The 21,330-nt window shown below is 58.1% G+C and carries 14 protein-coding genes; 9 read left to right on the top strand and 5 right to left on the bottom strand.

What is annotated here, in order from left to right; all coding sequences use genetic code 11:
- Both VEG30_16320 and VEG30_16325 read right to left on the bottom strand, forming a co-directional pair.
- On the bottom strand, nucleotides 1-3,571 hold a 3,571-nt coding region (locus tag VEG30_16320), incomplete at its 3' end, for a choice-of-anchor D domain-containing protein (protein HXZ81494.1).
- Nucleotides 3,572-3,823: 252 nt separating this feature from the next.
- On the bottom strand, nucleotides 3,824-5,239 hold the full coding sequence (locus tag VEG30_16325) for a PilX N-terminal domain-containing pilus assembly protein (protein ID HXZ81495.1): 1,416 nt from the start codon (nucleotides 5,237-5,239) through the stop codon (nucleotides 3,824-3,826).
- 292 nt (nucleotides 5,240-5,531) lie between these two features.
- On the opposite strand from VEG30_16325, the gene VEG30_16330 reads away from it, so the two are divergent.
- Complete coding sequence (locus tag VEG30_16330; protein HXZ81496.1) at nucleotides 5,532-6,464, top strand: nuclease; 933 nt, start codon at nucleotides 5,532-5,534, stop codon at nucleotides 6,462-6,464.
- 222 nt (nucleotides 6,465-6,686) lie between these two features.
- On the opposite strand, the gene VEG30_16335 is transcribed toward VEG30_16330, so the two are convergent.
- A complete protein-coding gene (locus VEG30_16335; GenBank protein ID HXZ81497.1) occupies nucleotides 6,687-7,169 on the bottom strand; it encodes a YbhB/YbcL family Raf kinase inhibitor-like protein in 483 nt (160 codons plus the stop codon).
- Between the two features lie 519 nt (nucleotides 7,170-7,688).
- On the opposite strand from VEG30_16335, the gene VEG30_16340 reads away from it, so the two are divergent.
- From VEG30_16340 to VEG30_16375, 8 genes are all read left to right on the top strand, one after another.
- The gene (locus VEG30_16340; GenBank protein ID HXZ81498.1) at nucleotides 7,689-8,411 is read left to right on the top strand and encodes a Crp/Fnr family transcriptional regulator; all 723 of its coding nucleotides are present in this window, start codon (nucleotides 7,689-7,691) and stop codon (nucleotides 8,409-8,411) included.
- 117 nt (nucleotides 8,412-8,528) lie between these two features.
- Nucleotides 8,529-9,032, top strand: a complete 504-nt coding sequence (locus VEG30_16345; GenBank protein HXZ81499.1) for a cyclic nucleotide-binding domain-containing protein — start codon at nucleotides 8,529-8,531, stop codon at nucleotides 9,030-9,032.
- Nucleotides 9,033-9,471: 439 nt separating this feature from the next.
- Nucleotides 9,472-10,500, top strand: a complete 1,029-nt coding sequence (locus VEG30_16350) for a DmsE family decaheme c-type cytochrome (protein HXZ81500.1) — start codon at nucleotides 9,472-9,474, stop codon at nucleotides 10,498-10,500.
- A 14-nt stretch (nucleotides 10,501-10,514) separates the two neighbouring features.
- Nucleotides 10,515-13,205: an MtrB/PioB family outer membrane beta-barrel protein gene (locus tag VEG30_16355; GenBank protein HXZ81501.1), complete on the top strand. Its 2,691-nt coding sequence runs from the start codon at nucleotides 10,515-10,517 to the stop codon at nucleotides 13,203-13,205.
- 390 nt (nucleotides 13,206-13,595) lie between these two features.
- Nucleotides 13,596-15,599 carry a cytochrome c3 family protein gene (locus VEG30_16360; protein HXZ81502.1) on the top strand — a complete coding sequence of 668 codons (2,004 nt, stop codon included), beginning with the start codon at nucleotides 13,596-13,598 and terminating at the stop codon, nucleotides 15,597-15,599.
- Between the two features lie 56 nt (nucleotides 15,600-15,655).
- Complete coding sequence (locus VEG30_16365) at nucleotides 15,656-17,212, top strand: NapC/NirT family cytochrome c (protein ID HXZ81503.1); 1,557 nt, start codon at nucleotides 15,656-15,658, stop codon at nucleotides 17,210-17,212.
- Nucleotides 17,213-17,397: 185 nt separating this feature from the next.
- Nucleotides 17,398-18,645 (top strand): radical SAM protein, encoded by a 1,248-nt coding sequence (locus VEG30_16370; GenBank protein HXZ81504.1) that lies wholly within the window; start codon nucleotides 17,398-17,400, stop codon nucleotides 18,643-18,645.
- 170 nt (nucleotides 18,646-18,815) lie between these two features.
- Nucleotides 18,816-19,010, top strand: a complete 195-nt coding sequence (locus VEG30_16375) for a hypothetical protein (protein ID HXZ81505.1) — start codon at nucleotides 18,816-18,818, stop codon at nucleotides 19,008-19,010.
- Between the two features lie 27 nt (nucleotides 19,011-19,037).
- Here the strand turns inward: VEG30_16375 and VEG30_16380 are convergent, their stop codons facing one another.
- Both VEG30_16380 and VEG30_16385 read right to left on the bottom strand, forming a co-directional pair.
- Nucleotides 19,038-20,426, bottom strand: coding sequence for a cation:dicarboxylase symporter family transporter (locus VEG30_16380; GenBank protein HXZ81506.1), 1,389 nt, complete (start codon nucleotides 20,424-20,426; stop codon nucleotides 19,038-19,040).
- A gap of 22 nt (nucleotides 20,427-20,448) precedes the next feature.
- The gene (locus VEG30_16385; protein HXZ81507.1) at nucleotides 20,449-21,282 is read right to left on the bottom strand and encodes a 2,3,4,5-tetrahydropyridine-2,6-dicarboxylate N-succinyltransferase; all 834 of its coding nucleotides are present in this window, start codon (nucleotides 21,280-21,282) and stop codon (nucleotides 20,449-20,451) included.
- Nucleotides 21,283-21,330: the final 48 nt, after the last annotated feature.

Here is a 21,330-nt window from a genome sequence, read left to right on the forward strand (position 1 = left end):
CTGGCGAAGCACTGAAACCCGGTGCCGTGCCGGTGCCGCTGAGCGCTACTGTCGGTGCAGTCCCAGGAGCATTGCTGTTGATGGTCAGCGTCGCGCTCCGCGCCCCCGTCGCCGACGGCGTGAACGTCACGTTGATGGTTGCAGTACTGTTGGGATTGACCGTAAGTGGCAAAGTGCCGTTGGGCGTCGCTGCAAACTCCGACGCGTTGCTTCCATTAATCGGCACGGCAGAGATGACCAGCGGCGCTGTGCCGGTATTCGTCACCGTTACCGCAGTCGTCGTACTCGTTGTCCCCACCTGCTGGTTATCGAACGAAATTGTCGGTGGGGCGGCGCTGATCCCCGGAGCAGTGCCCGTGCCCGAAAGCGAAATATTGAACGGACTCCCGCCGGGAATGTTGTTAGTCAGCGCTAGAGTCGCCGAACGTGCTCCCGTCGCGGTGGGGGTAAACACGACACCGATCGTGGTGTTCTGGCCCGGCTGCACTGTGATGTTCTGTGCGCCATTCGGTGTGGGCACAAATTCGGACGCATTGGCTCCGGTAACCGCGATGTTGCTGATGTTCAGCGGAGCCTGCCCTGTGTTGGTGATCGCGGCAGTTAGCGCGCTGCTGGCCGTGTCGATCAGCTGATTCCCGAATGCCAGGGTGCACGTATTACCGCAACTGACGCCCGCCACCGTCCCGGTTCCCGAGAGCTGGATCGTGTGCGGGCTGCCACTGGCGCTGTCCACTACGGTTAGAGTCGCTCCCTCGCCTCCAGCCAACGAAGGCTTGAAGGTCATACCAAAAGTGACGCTCCCACCCGCTGCTACATTGAAAGGAACCGCGGGAGCCGATGGGCTGAATGCGAAGTCGCTCTGGTTGTTGCCGCCGAGAGAAATACTGGTTACCGCCAGCGGCGCGGTACCTGTGTTGTTGATGGCGACCGCCGTGACTGCGCTTGTCGTCCCGACTGGCTGGCTGCCAAAGCTAACTGGGTTGCTGCTAAAGACCGGAGCAATGCCGGTGCCCGAGAGTGCGACCGTATGCGGGCTACCCGCCGCGGTGTCGGTAAACGTCAGCGTGGCCGTGCGCGCGCCCGCTGCCGCCGGCGTGAACGTGACATTCACCGTAACGCTCGCGTTGGCATGGATCACGAGGTTCTGTGCGCCACTGGGTGTGGCGGCGAAGTCTCCCGCGTTTGTCCCCGTAATGGCGATATTAGAGAGCGTCAGATCGCTGGCGCCCGTATTGGTAACCGTCACCGGGATGGCCGCGCTCGTCGTACCCACTACTTGCCCCGGAGCCGGAAAGGTCACGGTCGCTGGCGAAACGCTAAACACCGAGCTTGTGCCGGTACCGCTGAGTTGAACCGTAGCGGGACCGACGCTGCTGTTCACGGTCATGGTAGCCGAGCGTTGGCCTGTCGCCGTTGGGCTGAAGCTGACGTTAATCGTTGTGCTGTCCCCGGCGGTCACCGTCGCCGAAGCCAGGCTAGCTTTGAAATCACCCGCATTGTTGCCTGCAAGCGAAACACCGCTGATCGTGAAGTCAGCGCTCCCGGTGTTGTTAACCGTAACCGTCTGCGCGGCGCTGGTGGTGTTCACCACCTGATTGCTGAAAGACAACGAATTCGGGTTGACCCCGATGACGCCCGCCTTGGCTTTTCCAGTGCCTGATAGCGCAATCGAATGCGCCCCTTGTGCCTGATAGCTGAGCAGCAGGTTGGCCGAGCGGTTTCCCACATCCGAAGGTGTAAACGTCGCATTGATCGTGGTTGTGCCACCGGCGGAAACCGTCACTGGTAGATCCGGCTTGGTGAAAGCAAAATCCGATGCATTGCTGCCGCTGAGCTTGACATCCGTGAGACTCAGATCGGCATTGCCATTATTCGTGATCGTGATCTTCCGACTATCAGTTGTTGTCCCAACCGTAACTGTTTCGAAATCGAGGCTGCTCGGATCCACACCGGCCGCCGCCGTCGTTCCCACCACCAGCACGGTGCTCGGCAAGCTGCTGAGCGGAACGCTATCGGTCACGATCAATTGCGCTACATAGTCACCCGCCAGATCGGCGGTGAACGTTGGGTTCGCGCTGGTCGCTCCTCCCAGACTGGCTGCGCTCCCAGCCGGCTTCGCCAGCATCACCCACGAATAGTTCAATGACAAACCGTTGGGATCGGACGATTGGCTGCCATCCAAGGTGACGTTCGCCCCCGGAGCCACGAATTGCGACGGCCCGGCATTGGCAAAGGGAAGAATGTCGTCGGTGCTGACCAGCACCGTCGCAGTCGAATTCCTGTTGTTACTGTCGCCAATCTGCAATTCCAGCGCGTACGTGGCCGACGCGTCGGCCTGAAATGTCGGATTGGCAATGTTTGGATTCGACAAAACCGCCTGGCTTGACGCCGGCAGCGCGGTGAAGCTCCAGGCATAGGTGAGCGCCTGCGATCCAGAACCATTCGCCGCACTTAGTGCGGATGATCCATTCTCGCCGGTAACTGTCACAAACGCCGATTGGCTGGCATCGAGTTGAACGGTAGCATTGGGCGCGATTTTCTGATTCTGCCCGGCATTGGCTATCGGCGGCACAGCGCTCGTACTGATCGTGACCGCAGCCGTCGAATTGTTTCCTTTGCCGTCATTGACCGTCAGTTCCGCCACATAGTCGCCGGGCAGATCAGCAGTAAACGTCGGTGTAACGATCGCGGCGCTTGAAATTGTCGCGCTGCTGCCGGAGGGCTTGGTGACGAGCACCCAACTGTAGCTAAGGGCATTTCCGGAAACATCGGTAGATCCGCTGCCGTCCAGTTGTACCTTACTGGCGGCCGGCACGACCTGATTGGGTCCTGCGTTCGCCAACGGTGGCGCTAATATCGTCGACACCAGCACCGCTGCTGACGTACTACTCCCGCTGCCATCACTGACCGTCAGCTTCACTATGTAATCGCCAGCTTTGTCGGCGACGAAGGTTGGATTCACGGCTCCCGTGCCGGTCAATGCCGCTGCGCTGCCGGAGGGTGTGCTCAGCAATGTCCAGGCGTAGGTGAGTTGTTTGCCGCTGGGTGTGGTTGAGCCGCTTCCATCCAGGTGAACTGTGCTGCCGACCGACACCAGTTGGTTAGGGCCCGCATTCGCCACCGGCACCGGACTGGAAGAAGTAACGAAGAAGGTGGCGGCAGAGTTATGGCTGCCCGTGCTGACGATGATGAACCGCGGTCCCGGTGCCGCAGATGTGCCAATTGTGACCTGCGCCGTGGCGCTGGTCTGGCTATTCACAGTAACCGCTGTGAAAGCAGCATCTCCGCCAGAGCCGACGCTGGTGCCGGGACCGAAGCTGGCCGTGGTGGAGCCGGCAACAAAATTCGTCCGGTCACCCGTGATCGTTACGGTGACCGTGCTCCCGGTCGCTCCCGTATTCGGACTTAATGAGACATTGGCCGCCGGGTCCTGAGTGAGGTTTGGAGGCGGTGGCGGAGGAGGCGGCGCTTGCTGCTGCTGCTCAGAACTGGAGGACCCGCAAGCTATAAGGCCACATATAAGCAGACTTAGGGCGAGACCCGTAGCCGCTCGAACCCAACTTTTGGTCATGAAGTGGCACCTCGGCGCAGAGGCCTAACATCGGCAGATACCTCCTTAACCGCCCGCAGGCAGTGTTTATCGGCCGAGAGTAATTGCCGAGGAGACTACATCGTGAATCGAGGCGGGATAATTGCCCGGAAGAATTAAACCATCGGGTTAGTCAGGCGGCGTAGTTCACTGGCCCCATGAAGGTTAATCGACAGAGTTCGTACGCGCACACACTTGCGGCCGGAAGTTCCAGCGTTCACGCTGTCCGGCTGTTCAATAGCGATCCCAGCTGAAAGCTGTTGCCATCATCGGACCTGAGATGTTCAAGCTGTTCGCGATTTGTCGATCGTAGTGCAGTGTGCTGGCGCCATTTATGCTCACAGTGTTGCCATAAAGCGCACCCATCAGCCCTGCACTGCCGGTTACGATCACATCCGAATTCGGCGCATAAAAGACCACTTGCGCAGTTCCGTTCCCCACGATGCTGGAGCTGCCGCCTCCCCCGTAGAGGATCTGGAAATTTACCGGCGCATCGCCCGTCCCGATATTCGAAATTCCATTGCCGGCAATAACGGGTCCGCTGCTCCCCAGGATATACATGACAATGGCAGATCCCGGCGGGCTAACGTGAATCTGTGCCTGATTTGAAACCGAAAGCCCATCCAGGTAGTACGTGCCGCTGCCCAGCGTAAGCAGTTGCGTACCGCTCAACGCGATGTTTCCGTAGTGCGTGCCGGGGGTAAGCGTGCTGCAGGTGCCGCCGCACGGCACGGCTGCGCCTAACCCCGTCGGAGTGGGCACGGACGGCAAACTAAGCTGCGATATCTGAATCACGTTACCTGCATTCGGACCAGATGGGGCCGAACAAGTTCCGCCCACGTTGGCGTAGGCATCGTTTCCGTGGATCACCGCTCCCAGTAAACTCACCGAGCCATTACTCCCCACGTTTCCCTGAGTATCCGAGTGATTTGTGCTGGCATTCCACGGACCCTGGCTGGAATCGTAGCTGTCCGTTCCGGCAAGACTCCCCATGGAAATGGCGCTACAGGCACTCGAGTTGCCGAAAGCACCATAGCTAAAGATCGGACTCGGAAAATTCTCGACCGTCAAACTCACTTGCGCCTGCGCATTGTGAATGCCGCTGACGTTTCCCTGAGAAGTAATTTTCCACGAGTGCACCAGGCTGGTGCCGCCGCCCAGCAGCTTGAATACTTTGACGTTCATCATCTGCGCTTGCACGTTATAGTTCCCACCTGGCATATCGGTGATCTGGTTCCCATTGCTGCTGGAGTTGAAGAAATTCGAAAAACTGGCCGCCGCAGTCGAGTCCACCGAACTGTAGGTTCCACTTCCCAGTCCGGCTGATAAAACGACGCACCCGGATGTGTCACTAGAACTGCAGGTTCCATTCTTGAGCGTCGCCGGGTACTTGGTGAGATCGAGCTTCGTGGTGTCCGGTGCCGGAAGATTGTTCTTCAGCCAGTCCACAGCCGCTTGCGCACCCGACTCCGCCACATAACGCGCCTGCGTAGTCTGTCTATAGGTAGAAGCCGAGGAAACCTCGATTTGGGTTACGAACACGAGCGACGCCGCCAGCGCCGACAACACCGCCATCAAAATCAAGGCGATTATCAGCGCAGATCCCCGCTCCCTCGGATGGCTTTTAGACACTAAGAACCCAGTCAGCATGACTCCGCTCCTGAACCTGGGTTTGAGGATTTTCTGTTAGAAGCCCGGTCTTGTCAATTCATCCCTGAAGACTATCTAGTGTCATATTGAGCGTGAACAGCACTCTGATCCAGTGGGTGAGAGGCCGATCGGCTGGGAATCGCGCACCTCAGCCTATGACGTCGACCTTGTTTGAAACCTCGCCATTTGAAACTTCGCCGAACTATTTGAACCGCGCGCCTCCTAGGTTTGACACTCCTCTCCGTCGCTGTTATCACTCCATGACCATCATCTTTGGCCTCCGGAGCTGCACTTGGTATCTTCCCGATTCTCCCGAGTTCCGTCCCTGCTCGTCTTGCTGATTCCATTTTTCTCCGTCACTTCCCTCTTCGGTTGGGGCAACGAAGGCCACACTGCCATCAACAAGACCGCTGCACTCAAGGTCCCGGCCGACATCCCTTCTTTCCTGCGCAAGGCCGCTGACCGGATTGCCTACCTCGGGCCCGAACCCGATCGCTGGCGCGAAAGGAGCGAATACGCCCTCAAGAACGCCCAGGAACCGGATCACTACATCGACCTGGAGCGCGTGTCAGACATTCAGGAATTCCCCCAGGGGCGTTACGAGTTTTATCAGCTGTTGTACGCCAAGCGGGCTCGTGCCGGCGAACATGCCGATGACTACCTGCCCGAACATGTCGGGTTGCAGCCCTACATCACCATGGAGATTTATGGCCGCCTGAAGGCCGCCTTCCGCCAGTATCGTCAGCTCAAGCAGGAGCACAAATCAACTTCGGCGGTGGAACAAAATATCGTCTTCTATGCCGGCTGGCTAGGTCACTACGTGGCCGACGCCTGCAACCCTCTGCACACCACCATTCACTACAACGGCTGGATCGGCGACAATCCCAACGGCTATTCCACCAGCAAAGACATTCACTGGAAGTTCGAGGGCACCTTTGTCGCAGACCATCTCTCGCGCTTGAAGTTTGATGATCTGCTCTCGCCTCCGAACCGGCTGAGCGATCCTTTTCACGACTACCTCGGCTATCTGCGCCATTCCAACACACTGGTAGAACGCGTCTACCAGATCGAAAAAAATCACGGCCTGGAAGGAGACGGATCCGCGGAGGCCATCGACTTCATTCGCCATCGCCTGGCCGCAGGCTGCCAGATGCTGCTGAATCTCTGGTACACGGCATGGCTGGAGAGCGGCGAGCCTTTACCCGAAGCGAACAAGACTCCTTGATGAAGCGGAATGCAGTACATGACAGTGGAAGCCACTCAAAGATCGTCACCACGAGCAGCCACGAGGCTCCGAGGAATCTGCGGTAACTAACTGAACGCTAAGAATCTATCTCATAAATCGGTTTTGAAAGGGCGCGGCTTCAGCCGCGCCGTCCGGAGCCGCATAAATCCTGGGCTTTAGTCCCCGAGGGAAACACCACTTACCCGATTACAACTTGTTGTGTCATCGCCCGTACTTGCCCATCACCTCGGTCTGCGCCAGCACTCGTGCTTGCTTCATGGCCGCGTCCACTTCTTTGCGCGTGGCGCCGGCCTTCAAACCCAGCGGTGCTTCCAGGGCGAACAGTTTGAAATAGTAACGATGCGGTTTTCCTGGCGGCGGGCAGGGACCGTTATATCCGATCTTGCGGAAATCATTTTGTCCTTGACGCCCGCCGTCGGCCAGATCGCGGTCTTTGGGGAAGCCCTGCTGCAATTGCCGCTTCTCGGCCGGAAGGTCGTAGATCAGCCAGTGTGTCCACAAGCCGACCGGAGCGTCCGGGTCGTCTGCGATGAGCACCAGGGCGCGAGTCCCCTTCGGCGGCTCACCCCAGGAAAGATCGGGGGAGATATCGGCTCCATCGCAGGTGAACTGTTTGGGAATATTGCCCTGGGGATTGAAAGCAGTGGTCGAAAGTTGAAGACCAGTGGAAACTTGAGAGCTCATCGTCGATGCTCCTTTCCAGTGCGGTGGTGGAAGTTGCGAATGGGTGGAGGGGACGGACGAAACGCAAGCCAATACCAGCAACACAAGCTGGGAGAACCTTGGAGTAACACTCGCGCGGCTCACCCGCCTATTGTCACCCGGAAGCTTGGCCAATTCCAGGGGTCCAATCCCGCAGGACAGCGGAAGAAATCCGGTAGAGGCGAACCACCAGGAAACTCCCTCTTCGCGCACCGCAACTGCCTTCCGGTTGCGGCTGGCGGATTCGCCATCGCCTGGAACCGGAAAGTCAGCCCGCTCACAACTACATGTGAGATTGATCACAGCTATCCCTTCCAGCCCGGCGGACACTAACCTCGTGATACTGATCACAAGTGGGTTGCCCGAGCGGAAAAATCCTGCGCGCCGGCCTCGCTGCGGCGCGGCGGGATCTGCTTCGTCGCCTGCTCGAGTTGGACTCGCTGGCCTTTATTACGGAACGCGTGGCTGTCCTCGGGCGTTAGTGTCACAGGAGGTTGTGCCGTGCTTTCACCTTACGGACTGGACATCATAGAGAGTTGTTTTACCTGTAAGCTGCGGGCCGAGCGGCTATTCTGCGACCTTCCCACCGCTGCCCTGCAATCCTTTGAGGCGATCAAGTATGCGACGGCCTACCCCAGAGGCGCAGTGTTGTTTGTGGAAGGCCAGGCTCCCCGCGGAATCTACGTGCTGTGCAAAGGCCGAGTGAAACTTTCCATCTGCTCCACCGATGGCAAGACTCTGATCCTCAAGGTCGCCGAACCGGGAGAGGTCCTGGGACTGAGCGCTACCGTTTCCGGCAAAGCCTACGAGCTGACCGCCGAGACCCTGGACCCCTGCCAGGTCAATTTCGTGAAACGGGAAGATTTCCTGCGCTTCCTGCGTGAGCATGCGGACGCTTGCTTCCGCGTGGCCGAGCAGTTGAGCGACAAATACAATGCCGCCTGTCACGAGATTCGTTCTCTGGGCCTGTCGCATTCTGCAGCGGAGAAATTAGCCAAACTGTTGCTTGACTGGACCTCCAAAAATGGCGAGCAGAATAAACAGGAGCCCCGTCTCAAGCTGGCGCTGACGCATGAAGAAATCGCGCAGATGATCGGTACCTCACGCGAGACGGTGACTCGGCTGTTTGCCGATCTCAAGAAAAAGCAGATTGTGCAGGCGAAGGGCTCAACCCTGCTCATCCGCAACAAGGGCGCGCTGAAAGCGCTGGCCAGCAATTCCTGACAGTTTTCTTCCTCAAGTGGGCTGCCACGGTCCTCGTGGCGCCCTCCTTTTTTCGCATCACGAAAAATAGTGACTGCAGTCACTGTGTGGTTACCCCTAGGGGACTATCTACAAGTCATGGAAAGCGCAAATCAACCCAGCTGTTTTGCATGTGAGCTGCGCCCGACGCGGCTGTTTTGCGACCTTCCGGCCAATGCACTAGATGCCCTTGACCACATCAAGGACATCTGCAGCTTTGCGCGAGGAGCTACTTTGTTCCAGGAGGGCCACCCCGGCCGAGGCGTTTTTCTTCTATGCCGGGGACGGGCTAAGCTCTCCATCTCCTCCGATCGCGGACAACGTCTGCTGCTTCGCATCGCGGGTCCGGGCGAGATCCTCGGCTTGAGCGCCAGCCTGGCGGGTCTGGATTACGAACTCACTGCCGAAGCCCTCGACCCTGTCCAGGTCGCTTTCATCCGGCGCAAGGACTTGCTCAACTTCCTTCGCCAGCATCGACAAGCCTGCATGCAGGTAATCCATTTCCTCAGCGAGGATCTGCACTCCGCCTACGAGCGAGTCCGCTCCATGGGCTGGGCTCACACCCGCATTCGCACGTCCCCCTCCACGATGAGAGTGCAGTAATGCGGGCTCTGGCATCTCATTCCTGAAGCCTAACTCCTCGCGGAATCCGTCCCCTCAGCCGTCTCGGCAACGCAAATTGCGGGCTCAAATTTCCACAATGCGGTGTGTACCAGACATGTACGCACCTGCAGACGTGTGATCTACGTCACAACCAAAACATCTGCTTCTGGCGCAAACTCCCGGCTTCATTCCATTTCCTGCTCTGGCTTTTCGAAGAACCCGAGAAGGCACAGCAGCGCATTCCGGGATCCCATGCCTCAGCCCTTTGGTCGAGATGTGACGGTCAGACACGCGAAGGTGATTCATTTCACCTGCAAATGTGAGCGTTGCCGTCGCCTAAAGCACACCGTTTCAAACAGAGTGCTCCTCACTCGTGAGCGCCCAGAGCTGTTTTTTAGAACCGCCGGGTAGGCCTCGAAAGGAGGTCAGATAAAGCCGTATGACTTGGAAACGAGCAGTTCTTGTCGTTGCCATGCTGGGTATCGCCTTCACTGTCGAGGCTCAGCTCAATCCTGCTCCCTCAGCGGGCGTTTCACTGAGGGCCAATGCCGTCAACCAGAACTTGGATAAAGCGGCTTCCCCACCGCAGCAGGCAAAAGCACCCGCCAAGCCGGACGGCGATTACGTGGGCAGCGATACCTGTATCGCCTGTCACGAAGATCAGAACCACCGCTTCCAGAACACGGTCATGGGGAAGGTAATGGCCCATCCGCATACCGCGGATGAAGCTCGCGGCTGCGAGTCCTGTCACGGTCCGGGCAAAGCGCACGTGGAAGCCGGGGGCGGCAAAGACACCATTCCCGTCCGCTTCACCAGTGATTCCAAGAACACCGTGGCGGAGAAAAATGCCGCCTGCGTGCAATGCCATGCTCGCGGCAACCAGCTCTTCTGGAAGGGCAGCCCGCATGACTCGCGCCACATGGCTTGCGTGGATTGTCACCAGGCGCATCAAGTGGTGACCCAGACTCTATCTCAGGAAGCCCGTTTCCTTTCGCCACTCAGCACCAACCGAGGCTTGAAGAAGGTGCAGCCCGAACTCTGCCTGGACTGTCACCAAATGCGCCGCGCCCAGTTGCAGCGCTCCTCGCATATGCCGTACCGCGAAGGGAAGGTGACCTGCACCAGTTGCCACAACCCACACGGCTCCCCCAATCCCAGCCAGCTCAAGCAGAGCACGGTCAATGAGAATTGCCTCGCCTGCCACACCGAGCGGCGTGGTCCATTCCTTTGGGAGCATCCGCCGGTGATGGAGAACTGTGTCAACTGCCATGAAGCGCACGGCACCAACAATCCGCAATTGCTGAAGATGCGCATGCCCAGGGTGTGCGACTCCTGCCATGACTCCAGCCGCCACCCCACGACTCCAACCCTGCTCAATTCCGTCCGCGACTTCAATCGCGGCTGCACGAATTGCCATTCCTACATCCACGGGTCGAACCACCCGTCGGGGAACTTCTTTCTGCGCTGAGAGAGGAGAGCGAAATGAAAATTCAGAGATCAAGACAATCTGCATACCTGGCAGTGTTCGCCCTCCTTTTCTGCTCGCTCGCCCTGTTCGCTGAAGACAAAGATAAAGACAAGGACAAGCCCGCCGAGGAGAAGCCTGCCCAGTATGGTGTCATCGAATTCGGAGCGCGCTACTCCTGGGGCAATGTCGACGGTCGTCAGGACCTTCTGCTGGGTCCCGGCGGTCCAGCAGCCACTGGAAATCCGTCGCTCGCCCCAGGCTGCCTGGGTTGCGGAACTTCGTTGGACCCCGTGCTGCGTTTCTCCAAATACGGAGAGTATCGCGATATCCGCAATGGTTTCTTCGTTCGCAAACTCGATGCCACCTTCGATAACCTGCTCAACACCAAGTACTACGCGATCCTGCAGTCGCAAAAGTCGATCTACCGCGACCAGAGCTATCTGGCAACCTTCGGACAGTACGGCAAGTTCAAGGTCCAGTTCCGCTACGATGAGATCCCACACGTCTACAGCGACGTTACCCGCACTCTCTTTACCAAGACCGCCACGGGTGTTTGGAGCTACCCCTCAGCAATCCGCTCCACCTTACAGGCCAGCACGACCGCCAATCTCCCCTCGCTGATCGCCGGCACAGGCACCAATGCTCAGCAGGGAGTGGTAACAAATTCCAGTCTCATCACCCCGAGCATATTACGCAAAGCGGGCACCTTCCTGGCTTCCTACGATCTCAGCGAGAATCTCAACATCAACGGTTCGTTCTTCCGCGAAGCGGAGGATGGCTACCGGCCGATTGGGCTGATCATGAACTCCAGCCCCAGCGCCAGCGCCACTTCCGGCTTCGGTGTCGAACTGCCGGAGACGATCAGCTACTTCAACAATCTGGCGCGTATGGGGGCGGAATACGGCAAACACGACTGGGCGGTCCAGGGCGCCTTCGTGGGTTCCTTTTTCGAACAGAACATCCCCTCGATGACCTGGGACAACCCCTTCCTGCTGACGCAGCCTGCCGGCTCTGCTGCCATCTCCAATCCCACCACCGGGCGCATGACGCTATATCCCAACAACCAGGCTTACTACATCAATCTCGCCGGCGCCGCCGACTTGGGGAAGTGGGTACGCTTGATGGCCAGCATCAGTCCTGGCTGGCTGCGTCAGGATGATTCCTTCCTGCCTTACACTACCAATGGCGCGATCACCGGATGCGGCGGGGTGACCGGTGCGCCCTGCACGACGACTGCCTCTCTCCCAGCTCCGAGTCTGGAAGGCAGCAAGCAGACTCTGGCCATGAACTATACCTTTGTCACCCTCCCCTGGAAGCAATTCCAGATAAAGGCCATGTATCGTCACTACGACTACAACAACAACACCCCGGTGCGTACTTTCACTCCGACCGAAGGTGATGCGGCCTCGCCGGTTGTCGCCGGTGTGGAAAACACTCCTTTCGGCTTCAACCGCAAGAACTTCGATTTAACCGGGAACTGGTACTTTGCCAAGAAGAGTTCAGCCAAGATCGGCTACCAGGCCGAATGGATGGATCGCTCACACCGCGACGTCGAGCACTCATTGGAGAACACTATCCTCGGCGCCGTCGACGTCGCCTATTGGAAGAACCTTCTGTTCCGGCTGTCTTATCGCCACTCAAGTCGCAAGCCGGATGAATATCAGGACGATAATTCCAGTGACCCGGTCACTGGCGCTCCCATTACCTGCACTGATCCCAGCGTAGCCTTTACCGCCGACCAACGCTGCAGCCGCAGATTCGATGAGGCGCACAGAGTGCGTAACCGCGCCGACGGCCTGATCGAGTACACTCCCCTGGGTTCGTTGACCCTCTCCGCTTTCGGCGGAACTATCCAGGATGACTACAACCAGCGCGGCGATACTAACAGCCCCACCGCGCTGAACTTCCTCACTGGAAGTGCGGCGACCACGAACCCCTATTACCTTTATGGAATCCTGAAAGACATCTCCTACAACTATGGTTTCGGCGCAGATTACGCCTTTTCGCCGCGCCTCTCGTTTTTCGCTGAGTATTCTCACGAGCACTACTACAGAAGGCTGATCTCTCGTAACCGCACCCCAACCAGTGGCACCCAGACCATTCTGACCTGCACCGGCTGCGATACAGCCAACAATGATTGGGAAAGCACAACCCCGGAAAAGGTCGACATCTGGACGGTGGGAACCGACACCAATTTGAATAAGAAGGCGTATTTTTCGACCTATTATTCGTTGTCGGCGGGACTCGCTAACACCCTCTCGCGGTTCCTGGGCGATCCCACCATCACCACCGGTCCGAACGCGTTCGTGTTAGTGGGCACCAGCGCCGCCGTAAGCTACCCAGAGTCAACCGCCCGCCAGCATGAAGTGGTGGCGGTCTTCAAGTACAAGCTCACCAACCATCTCATGCCCAAATTCGAGTTCCGCTATCAGCAATTCGACAACAAGGACTTCCAGACCTCCCCCATGTCGCAGTACATGGGCTGCGCTAGCGCTGCTACGGGGACCGCGGTGCCGGGATGTCCCATCCGAGTGGTCAGCAGTACGACCTCGCCCACGCCGGTCCTGAGCCCCAACGCGCCTATCAGCTTCTACCCATATTTCCAGGTCGTCGACAACTCGTCGGCGCGGTACTTGTTCCTGGGCGTAGACCAGCCGTCCTACCATGCCTACTACGTATCGGCGACTCTGGAGTTCCACTTCTAAACAGCGCTATAGCCATCGGGAGCGGTAAACTGCCGCTCCCCCTCCTTTTCATAATCTCCATTAAGCACAGTATCGTGTGACCTCCGACACACTGCCGTTCGCCACGCCCGGGCAAGTCCACCGCAGTCTCAACTCCCGCATTCAGAAGGGCTTACGCTCCAAAGAGCAAGAATCGCACTATCGTGCTTGCGAGCACAGCCCTGCGGTTCGGACTACCCAATGTGCTCCCGGTCACATCGCCACGTGCGGGCATTCACAGCCCCTTGGGACATAAATCTGCGATGTATAAGAAGGCGCAGCTGGCTCGTTCTTCCAGCGCTTGAGCCTGGTCGATCGATGCCACGCGCGCCACGCGACTCGGTATCGCATCCTGCTCGCTTGAGACAGGGAATGAAAAATTTCATATTCGTCCTCATATCTCTACTGCTTTCGATCACGACGGTTTCGGCCGCAAGTAAACCCGCTCCTGCGGACAAAAGCGCCGAGTGCCTCGCTTGTCACAGCGACGTAAATCTGGTCAAAGAAGTAAACGGGAAAAACGTCAGCCTGCGGGTGGATGAGCAGAAATTCAAGAACTCGATTCACGGCAGCATGTTCGGCTGTACCGATTGCCACACCGACGTCAAGGGCTTCCCGCATGATCCGGCCCCGGCGAAGGTGAGTTGCCAGACCTGCCACGCTGACCAGGTCACACAATACGAGAACAGCCTGCACGCGCAGGCTCGCAAGAATGGCGACACCAAAGCCGCCACCTGCCTCGATTGTCACGGCAGTGCTCATGAAATTGTGGTCGCCAGCGATCCCAATTCACCGGTGAACCACGTCAATATTCCCAAAACCTGCGGAAGCTGCCACGGCCAGAAGTTCGTCATGGAAGCCAGCGGTCACAGCGCTGCCCAGTTCGTCTCCTATGAGGAGAGCGTGCATGGTAAGGCGGTGGCTGCGGGTTCGGAAAAGGCCGCCGTGTGCACCGATTGCCACGGAGCGCATGAAATCCTACCCGCCGGTAATCCCAAATCGCCGATCTTCAAATTCAACGTGCCCAATACCTGTGCCCAGTGTCACAGCGGAGTGAAACAGGAATTCATGGGCAGCATTCACGGGCAGGCAGTCAGCCGCGGAAATTGGCAGGCTCCCGTGTGCACCGATTGTCACGGGATCCACGCCATCAAGTCGCACGTCGATCCTAATTCTTCCGTTTCTGCGCAGGCCCTGGCGCGAACCACCTGCGCACGCTGTCACGAGGGAGTGCGGCTCTCACAGGAATTCGGAGTCGCCGGACGCCGCGCTTCGACTTATCTGGCCAGCTATCACGGACTGGCATCGAAGCTGGGCTCCAATGTGGTTGCGAACTGCGCCAGTTGCCACGGGGTTCACAACATCCTGCCCTCGTCCGACCCCAAGTCCACGATCAACCAGGCCAACCTGGTCAAGACATGTGGCCGGTGTCACCCTGGAGCGAGCGAAAACTTCGCGCGTGGCAAGATCCACGTCGGTGCACCCCTCTCCGCCGATATGGGCAGCATCGCTGTGCGCTGGATCCGCCGCTTCTATCTCGCCATGATCTTCGCGGTGATCGGCGGCATGGTGTTGCACAACTTCCTGATCTGGAGAAAGAAGGCTGTCGAACACCGCAAGAATGGCCACCGAGCAGTCACGCGCATGGACAAAAACCAGCGCATACAGCACCTGCTGCTGCTGTCTTCCTTCTTCGTACTGGTCATCACCGGCTTTGCTTTGAAATATCCCGATTCCTGGTTCGCCAGCATGCTGGGACTAGGCGAAAAGGTGCGCGGCATCGTCCACCGTGCCGCCGGCGTGGTGCTGATCGGGGTATCCCTGTACCACCTCGCCTACCTGATTGCGGACCGCAAAGGCCGGCGCATTATCTCAGACATGCTGCCCGAACCAAAAGATGCCTGGGACGTTGTGGGGGTGCTGCGCTATTATCTCGGTCTCGGCAAGCACAAACCTGAATTTAAACGCTTCACTTATGCGGAAAAGGCAGAGTACTGGGCTTTAGTCTGGGGCGCGGTGGTGATGGCCACAACCGGACTGATGTTGTGGTTCAAGATGACCGTGGGCCATCTGCTGCCGCGCTGGTGGCTCGACATAGCTACGGCTATCCACTTCTATGAAGCCGTGCTGGCCACGTTAGCTATTCTGGTCTGGCATTTTTACCAGGTGATTTTCGATCCGGATACGTATCCAATGAACTGGGCCTGGTATGACGGGAAGATGTCGCTGGAGCACTATTCAGAAGAACACAATCTGGACCGGCAGACGATTTCCGAGGCGATCCGAGCCGAAGCCGCTGAGCAGCCGGCGCAGGCGGAAGACGAACCGGTTCACTCGGGCAGCGTTGAAGAATCAGCACCGAACTTGAAAAACTGAATATCGCAGAAGACTGAGAACCTACTCGGCTGACATAGTCCCTGCAGGAGAACTGCATGAGTGATGCCAATCCGCCGCAAGCAGGCGAGTCCGTTCCGTCGCCGCCCCCCGCACCGTCTTCTACCAGCGGTTTGTTTCGCAATCCCATCAGCCTGATTGGCGCCGCCATCGCCGCGGTGGCAGCGGCCAATATTATCTTTTTGGTCATCATCGACCTGATGTCCGGACATCCCAGTCCCTACATCGGGATTCTGGCCTACATGATTGCGCCGGCTTTTTTGGTGCTGGGCCTGGTGCTGATCGCGGTCGGCATCCTCCACGAGCGCAGTCGCCGGCGCAAGGGGATTGCTGCCGCACTTCCTCGTTACCCGCGAATTGATCTCAACAATCCTGCCCAGCGCAGTGCTTTTGCTTTTTTTGTTACTTTCACCCTGGTATTTGTCCTCATCAGTGCGGTGGGAAGTTATAAGGCTTACGAATTTACCGACTCAGTGCAGTTCTGCGGCCAGCTCTGCCATAGCGTCATGCATCCGGAATTCATAGCCTATTCACAGTCCCCGCATGCCCGCGTGGCCTGCGTCGATTGTCATGTGGGAGCGGGCGCCGGTTGGTATGTGCGGTCGAAATTATCCGGCGCTTACCAGGTCTACGCGGTTGCTTTTCATAAGTACCCGCGTCCTATCCCCACTCCGGTCTCGAACCTGCGCCCGGCACCGGAAACCTGCGAGCAATGCCACTGGCCCAAGAAATTTTATGGCGCACAACTGAAAGTCTTCACCCATTTCGGGACTGACGAAAAGAACACCCCGCGGCAGATTCGCATGCTCATCAACACCGGCGGCGGCGATCCCAATACTGGTTTGCCGACGGGCATCCACTGGCACATGAACATTTCCAACGAAATCACCTACATTGCCACCGACAAGCAGCGCCAGACTATCCCCTGGGTACAGGCTAAAGACGCCCAGGGTCGGATCACGGTTTATACAGCAAAGGACGGTGGCTTGACCCCGGAGCAGGTGCAGAAGGGGTCTCGCCGTCGCATGGATTGCGTGGACTGCCATAACCGTCCCACGCACATTTACGTCCCTCCCGACCGCTCCGTGGATGAGTCCATACTGGCGCGCAGGATCGATGCGTCCTTGCCTTACATCAAGCAACAGGCCGTCAATACGCTCACCGGTCAGTACAACACCACGGAACAAGCCCGCGAGGCTATCGCCACTGATTTACAGAAGTTCTATCAAACCAAATACCCTGATATTTACTCGTCCCGCCAACTGGAAATCCATAACGCTATCTCCGAGCTCCAGCGTATCTACAGCTCCACCATCTTTCCCGAGATGAAGGTGGACTGGCGGGTCCATCCCAACAATATCGGTCATTTCTATTTTCCGGGATGCTTCCGTTGTCACGATGGCAATCACGTCAGCGCGGAGGGCAAGGTCCTCAGCAAAGAATGCAACATCTGCCATACCGTTATTGCCCAGGTTGAAAGTGGACAGCCTGTGATCGGCAGCGCTCAGGGGATCGCCTTCAAACACCCCGTGGACCTCGGAGACATGACTGCGGTGAGCTGTAATGACTGCCATACCGGCGGCGTCGGACCGTGAGCATCCATCTGTCATCTTGGGGGAGGACGGGGCTGGTTTGTCTAGGACAGGCAATCTTGCCTGTCCCGTCCCCGTGAGTGGCCTCACACCTAGAAGTGACGCATATCACGGCCCGATGTATGGGCCTCCCTTACTCTCCTGATACGGAAACCCCAAGCGGAGCGGAGCCGCCAGAGGAGGTTGGGATGAATTCCGATAACAGCGGTCATACAGCAAACGCCCTTAAGCCACGCCTGGTTTTTTGGGAGGTCACCAAGGGCTGCAATCTGCGCTGCATCCACTGCCGCGCCACGGCCACGGAATTGAGCTCTCCTACCGACCTTCCCACCGCGCGAGCCCTCGAGATCATCGATCAGATCGCCAATTTCGCCAATCCCATCCTGGTTCTCAGCGGCGGCGAGCCGCTGTATCGGGCAGACATCTTCGACCTCGCCTCGGCGGGCGCGCGGCGCGGCCTGCGAGTGGCGCTGGCGACCAACGGAACGCTGGTGACCAAAGATGTCGCGCGGCGTATCGTCGATGCCGGCATCAAGCGTGTTTCTATCAGTCTCGACGGCGCCGACGCTCTCACCCACGACACTTTTCGTGGCATTCCTGGCGCGTTTGATGCGGCCGTGTACGGTCTGCGCAATCTGAAAAAACTAGGCATGTCGGTGCAGATCAACATGACCATCGCCCGACACAATGCCCGCCAGCTTCCCCAGGTCCTCGAACTGGCTCGCAATCTCGGTGCGGATGCCCTGCATACCTTCCTGCTGGTTCCAGTAGGCTGCGGCGTGGATATCGCCGCCGAACAGATGGTCCCACCCGACGAATATGAGGAGATGCTGAACTGGTTCTACGATCGCTCCAAAGACGGCGACATCGAACTGAAAGCGACCTGCGCACCGCATTATTTCCGCGTCGTGCGTCAGCGTCGGGCGGAGGAGCGGCGTGCGGCGATGGCAGCCGGGGCGACTTACCTGCAAGCCGCCAATCCCAGCGCAATCGGCCCGGACGAGATGAGTATGCCGGGAACAAATGCCGTGGTGTTTCGCCCCAAGGGCAATCACACCGGCCACCCCACCACTCATCCCGCTGGGCACCCTGACGGCATGAATGCCATGACCAAGGGCTGCCTGGCCGGCACCGGCGTGTGTTTCATCTCCCACGAGGGCGAAGTGTTTCCTTGTGGATATCTGCCGGTTCTTGCCGGAGACCTGCGTAGGAAATCATTTGCTGAAATTTGGAACGACTCTGAGGTCTTTGAGCAGTTGCGCGAAACCAACAACCTGAAAGGTAAATGCGGCTGCTGTGAGTTCCGCAATGTGTGCATGGGATGCCGCGCTCGCGCCTTTGCCGCCACCGGCGATTACCTGGCCGAGGAGCCATTCTGCGTGTACGAGCCCAAGTTGCCCGTCCTCAACAATTCGAAAGTGCCAGCGGCTCGTTGATCCTTCTTGAGCTGCAGCCCGCCACGCCGGAATCCGCTTCCACCTCCTCGCGGATTCCGGCGCGGCATTTTCTTATTAACCTCTGTCATCTTGAGCGAAGACCGGCCAAGGACCGTATAGGACAGGCGATCTCGTCCTTAAGATTCATAGAGTATGCTTAGGAATTAATCATGGACCAGGTAAAGCTCGTTCGCGAGTGGGACCCAGACATCTTTCATGCCAGGGTGCTGGAGCTGGAGCGCCAGGGATGGGAATCGCGCCGCGAGACCTATCGCGTCACCGCTGAAATGAATCCTGAGACTGGCATCATTTCGCACGTCTACAGCATTGAGCTACGCAAATCCGCACGCAGCAATGATACATAGCAGATCTTTTTTGGAAACCCGCTGAGCTCAACAAACTGGACCTGCGATTACCGTCGGGTCCGCGGTGGGGCTCACTGCGAAATCTCCTTCCCAACGGGCGATCACCACGGTCGCAAGGCAATTGCCAATCACATTGACGGAAGTGCGGGCCATATCCATCAACTGATCGATTCCCAGCAGAATGAACACAGGTTCGACCGGAAGGCCAAACATACCAACCGTTCCCAGCAGGATCACAATGGCCGCGCGCGAGACTCCGGCGACTCCTTTACTGGTAAGCATCAGAGTGAGCAAGAAGAAAAGTTGCTGGCCTACGCTCATATGCACCCCGGCCGCCTGGGCTACGAAGATTCCGGCAAGCGATAAATACAGGCTGGAACCATCGAGGTTGAAGCTGTAGCCGGTGGGGATGACAAAAGCCACAGTTGGGCGCGGAATGCCGAGCCCTTCCATGGCTTCCATCGCACTTGGCAAAGCAGCTTCGGAACTACTCGTACCGAAAGCGATAGAAGCGGGCTCGGCCACCGCCCGCAGAAATCTGCCGAGCGGCACACCCACCAGCAGTGCGATCGGCAGTAGTACGCCTATTAGGAAAACAATGAGTGCGACGTAGAGCGTAGCGAGAAGCTTCGCAAGATTCAGCAGCACACCCATTCCGGTGTGTCCAACGGTGTAAGCAATCGCCGCGCCGACTCCGATGGGCGCAAACAGCATCACCAGGTTGGTGAACTTGAACATCACCTCCGCAAGGCTCTCCGTGAACGCCAACATGGGGCGGCGCTTGTCTTCACGCACCATGGCCAGCGCGATGCCAAACAGGATGCTGAAGATCACGATCTGCAGCACCTGCCCTTCGGCCACCGACTTAGCAAGGTTCTCAGGAAAAATGTGGAGGATGAGCTCGCTGCTAGTTGGCCGGGGGACCGGAGCCGCCTCGGCCACGCTGGCAGCGGGCAGATGAACTCCAACTCCAGCCTTGCTGATGTTGATCGCCGCCAGGCCGATGAACAACGCCAGTGTGGTGACCACCTCGAAATAGATGATCGCCCTCACTCCCATGCGGCCAACTTTCTTCAGATCAGCATGTCCGGCAATTCCACTCACCAAGGTGCCAAACAGCAGTGGAGCAATGATGGCTTTGATCAATTGCAGGAAAATCTGAGCGAGCACGCGGAGATGAGTGGCCAGTCGTGGAAAATCATGGCCGACCTCGGCCCCGACAAACATGCCGAAGACAATCCAGGTGGTAAGCGAACGTCGTACTACGGCATACGCCAGCAGAGCGGCCAGGGAAATCCAGCGCGATGTTGTCAGCAGGATTGGACCGATTCGCACCCAGCCCAGGAGGTCGAGGACATTCAGCAGAGCGGCAATTGCCAGCAGAACAACTGCCGCGATCAGAAGTCGTGGCTTCATAGAGAGGAGCGTGGAGCTCCAGCTAGCGAAGAATGTCTTCCAGTTCTACGTTGCGATCGGTTTTCTCGTCGCGATACTTAACAATCACCGGCGTATAAACCGAGAGGCCCCACTCCGCCGCTTTCCCTCGATTCACTGACCGCGATCCCGGCACCACCACCGCTCCCTCGGGCACGCATAGAGGCTTCTCTGCTGTGGCGCGGTAGACCTCTCCCTGCACCAGGTCAAACAGAGGCGTAGAGCGTGTGAGTATAGTTCCTGCTCCTAACACCACCCGCGCGCCTACCTGGGTTCCCTCATACACGCCGCAGTTGCCCCCGATCAGCACATCATCCTCGATGATCACCGGCGAAGCATTCACCGGTTCCAATACGCCACCGAGCTGGGCAGCGGCACTGATGTGGACGCGTTTACCTACCTGGGCGCAGGAGCCCACCAGTGCATGCGAATCCACCAGTGTCTCTTCATCCACGTAGGCCCCGGTATTGATATACATGGGCGGCATGCAGACCACGCTGGGGGCAACATAGGCACCGCTGCGGATCGAGGAACCTCCTGGAACCACACGCACCTGGTCTTCCACGCGAAATTGACGCACGGGAAAAGTATCCTTATCGACGAAGGAGAGCTCGAAGTCGCCCATCTCCTGGAGTTCGCCTAGTCGAAAACCCAGCAGAATTCCCTGCTTGACCCAGACATTCACTTTCCAGCCATTGTCCGTTTTTTCGGCAGCGCGCACCTCGCCGCGAGAAAGGGCTTCCCGGAAGTCGAGGAACACATTGCGCGCCCCCGATACGTTTTTCGCCTCCGTGCCCATAGCATAGAGACGTTCAATTCCTGCTTGCAGCGGATGCATTTGCAGCCAGTATAAATGGCGGAAGGTCACAGCGGGCAGCGAGGCCGC

This window comes from Terriglobales bacterium (assembly GCA_035624455.1).
Lineage (GTDB): Bacteria > Acidobacteriota > Terriglobia > Terriglobales > Acidobacteriaceae > DASPRM01.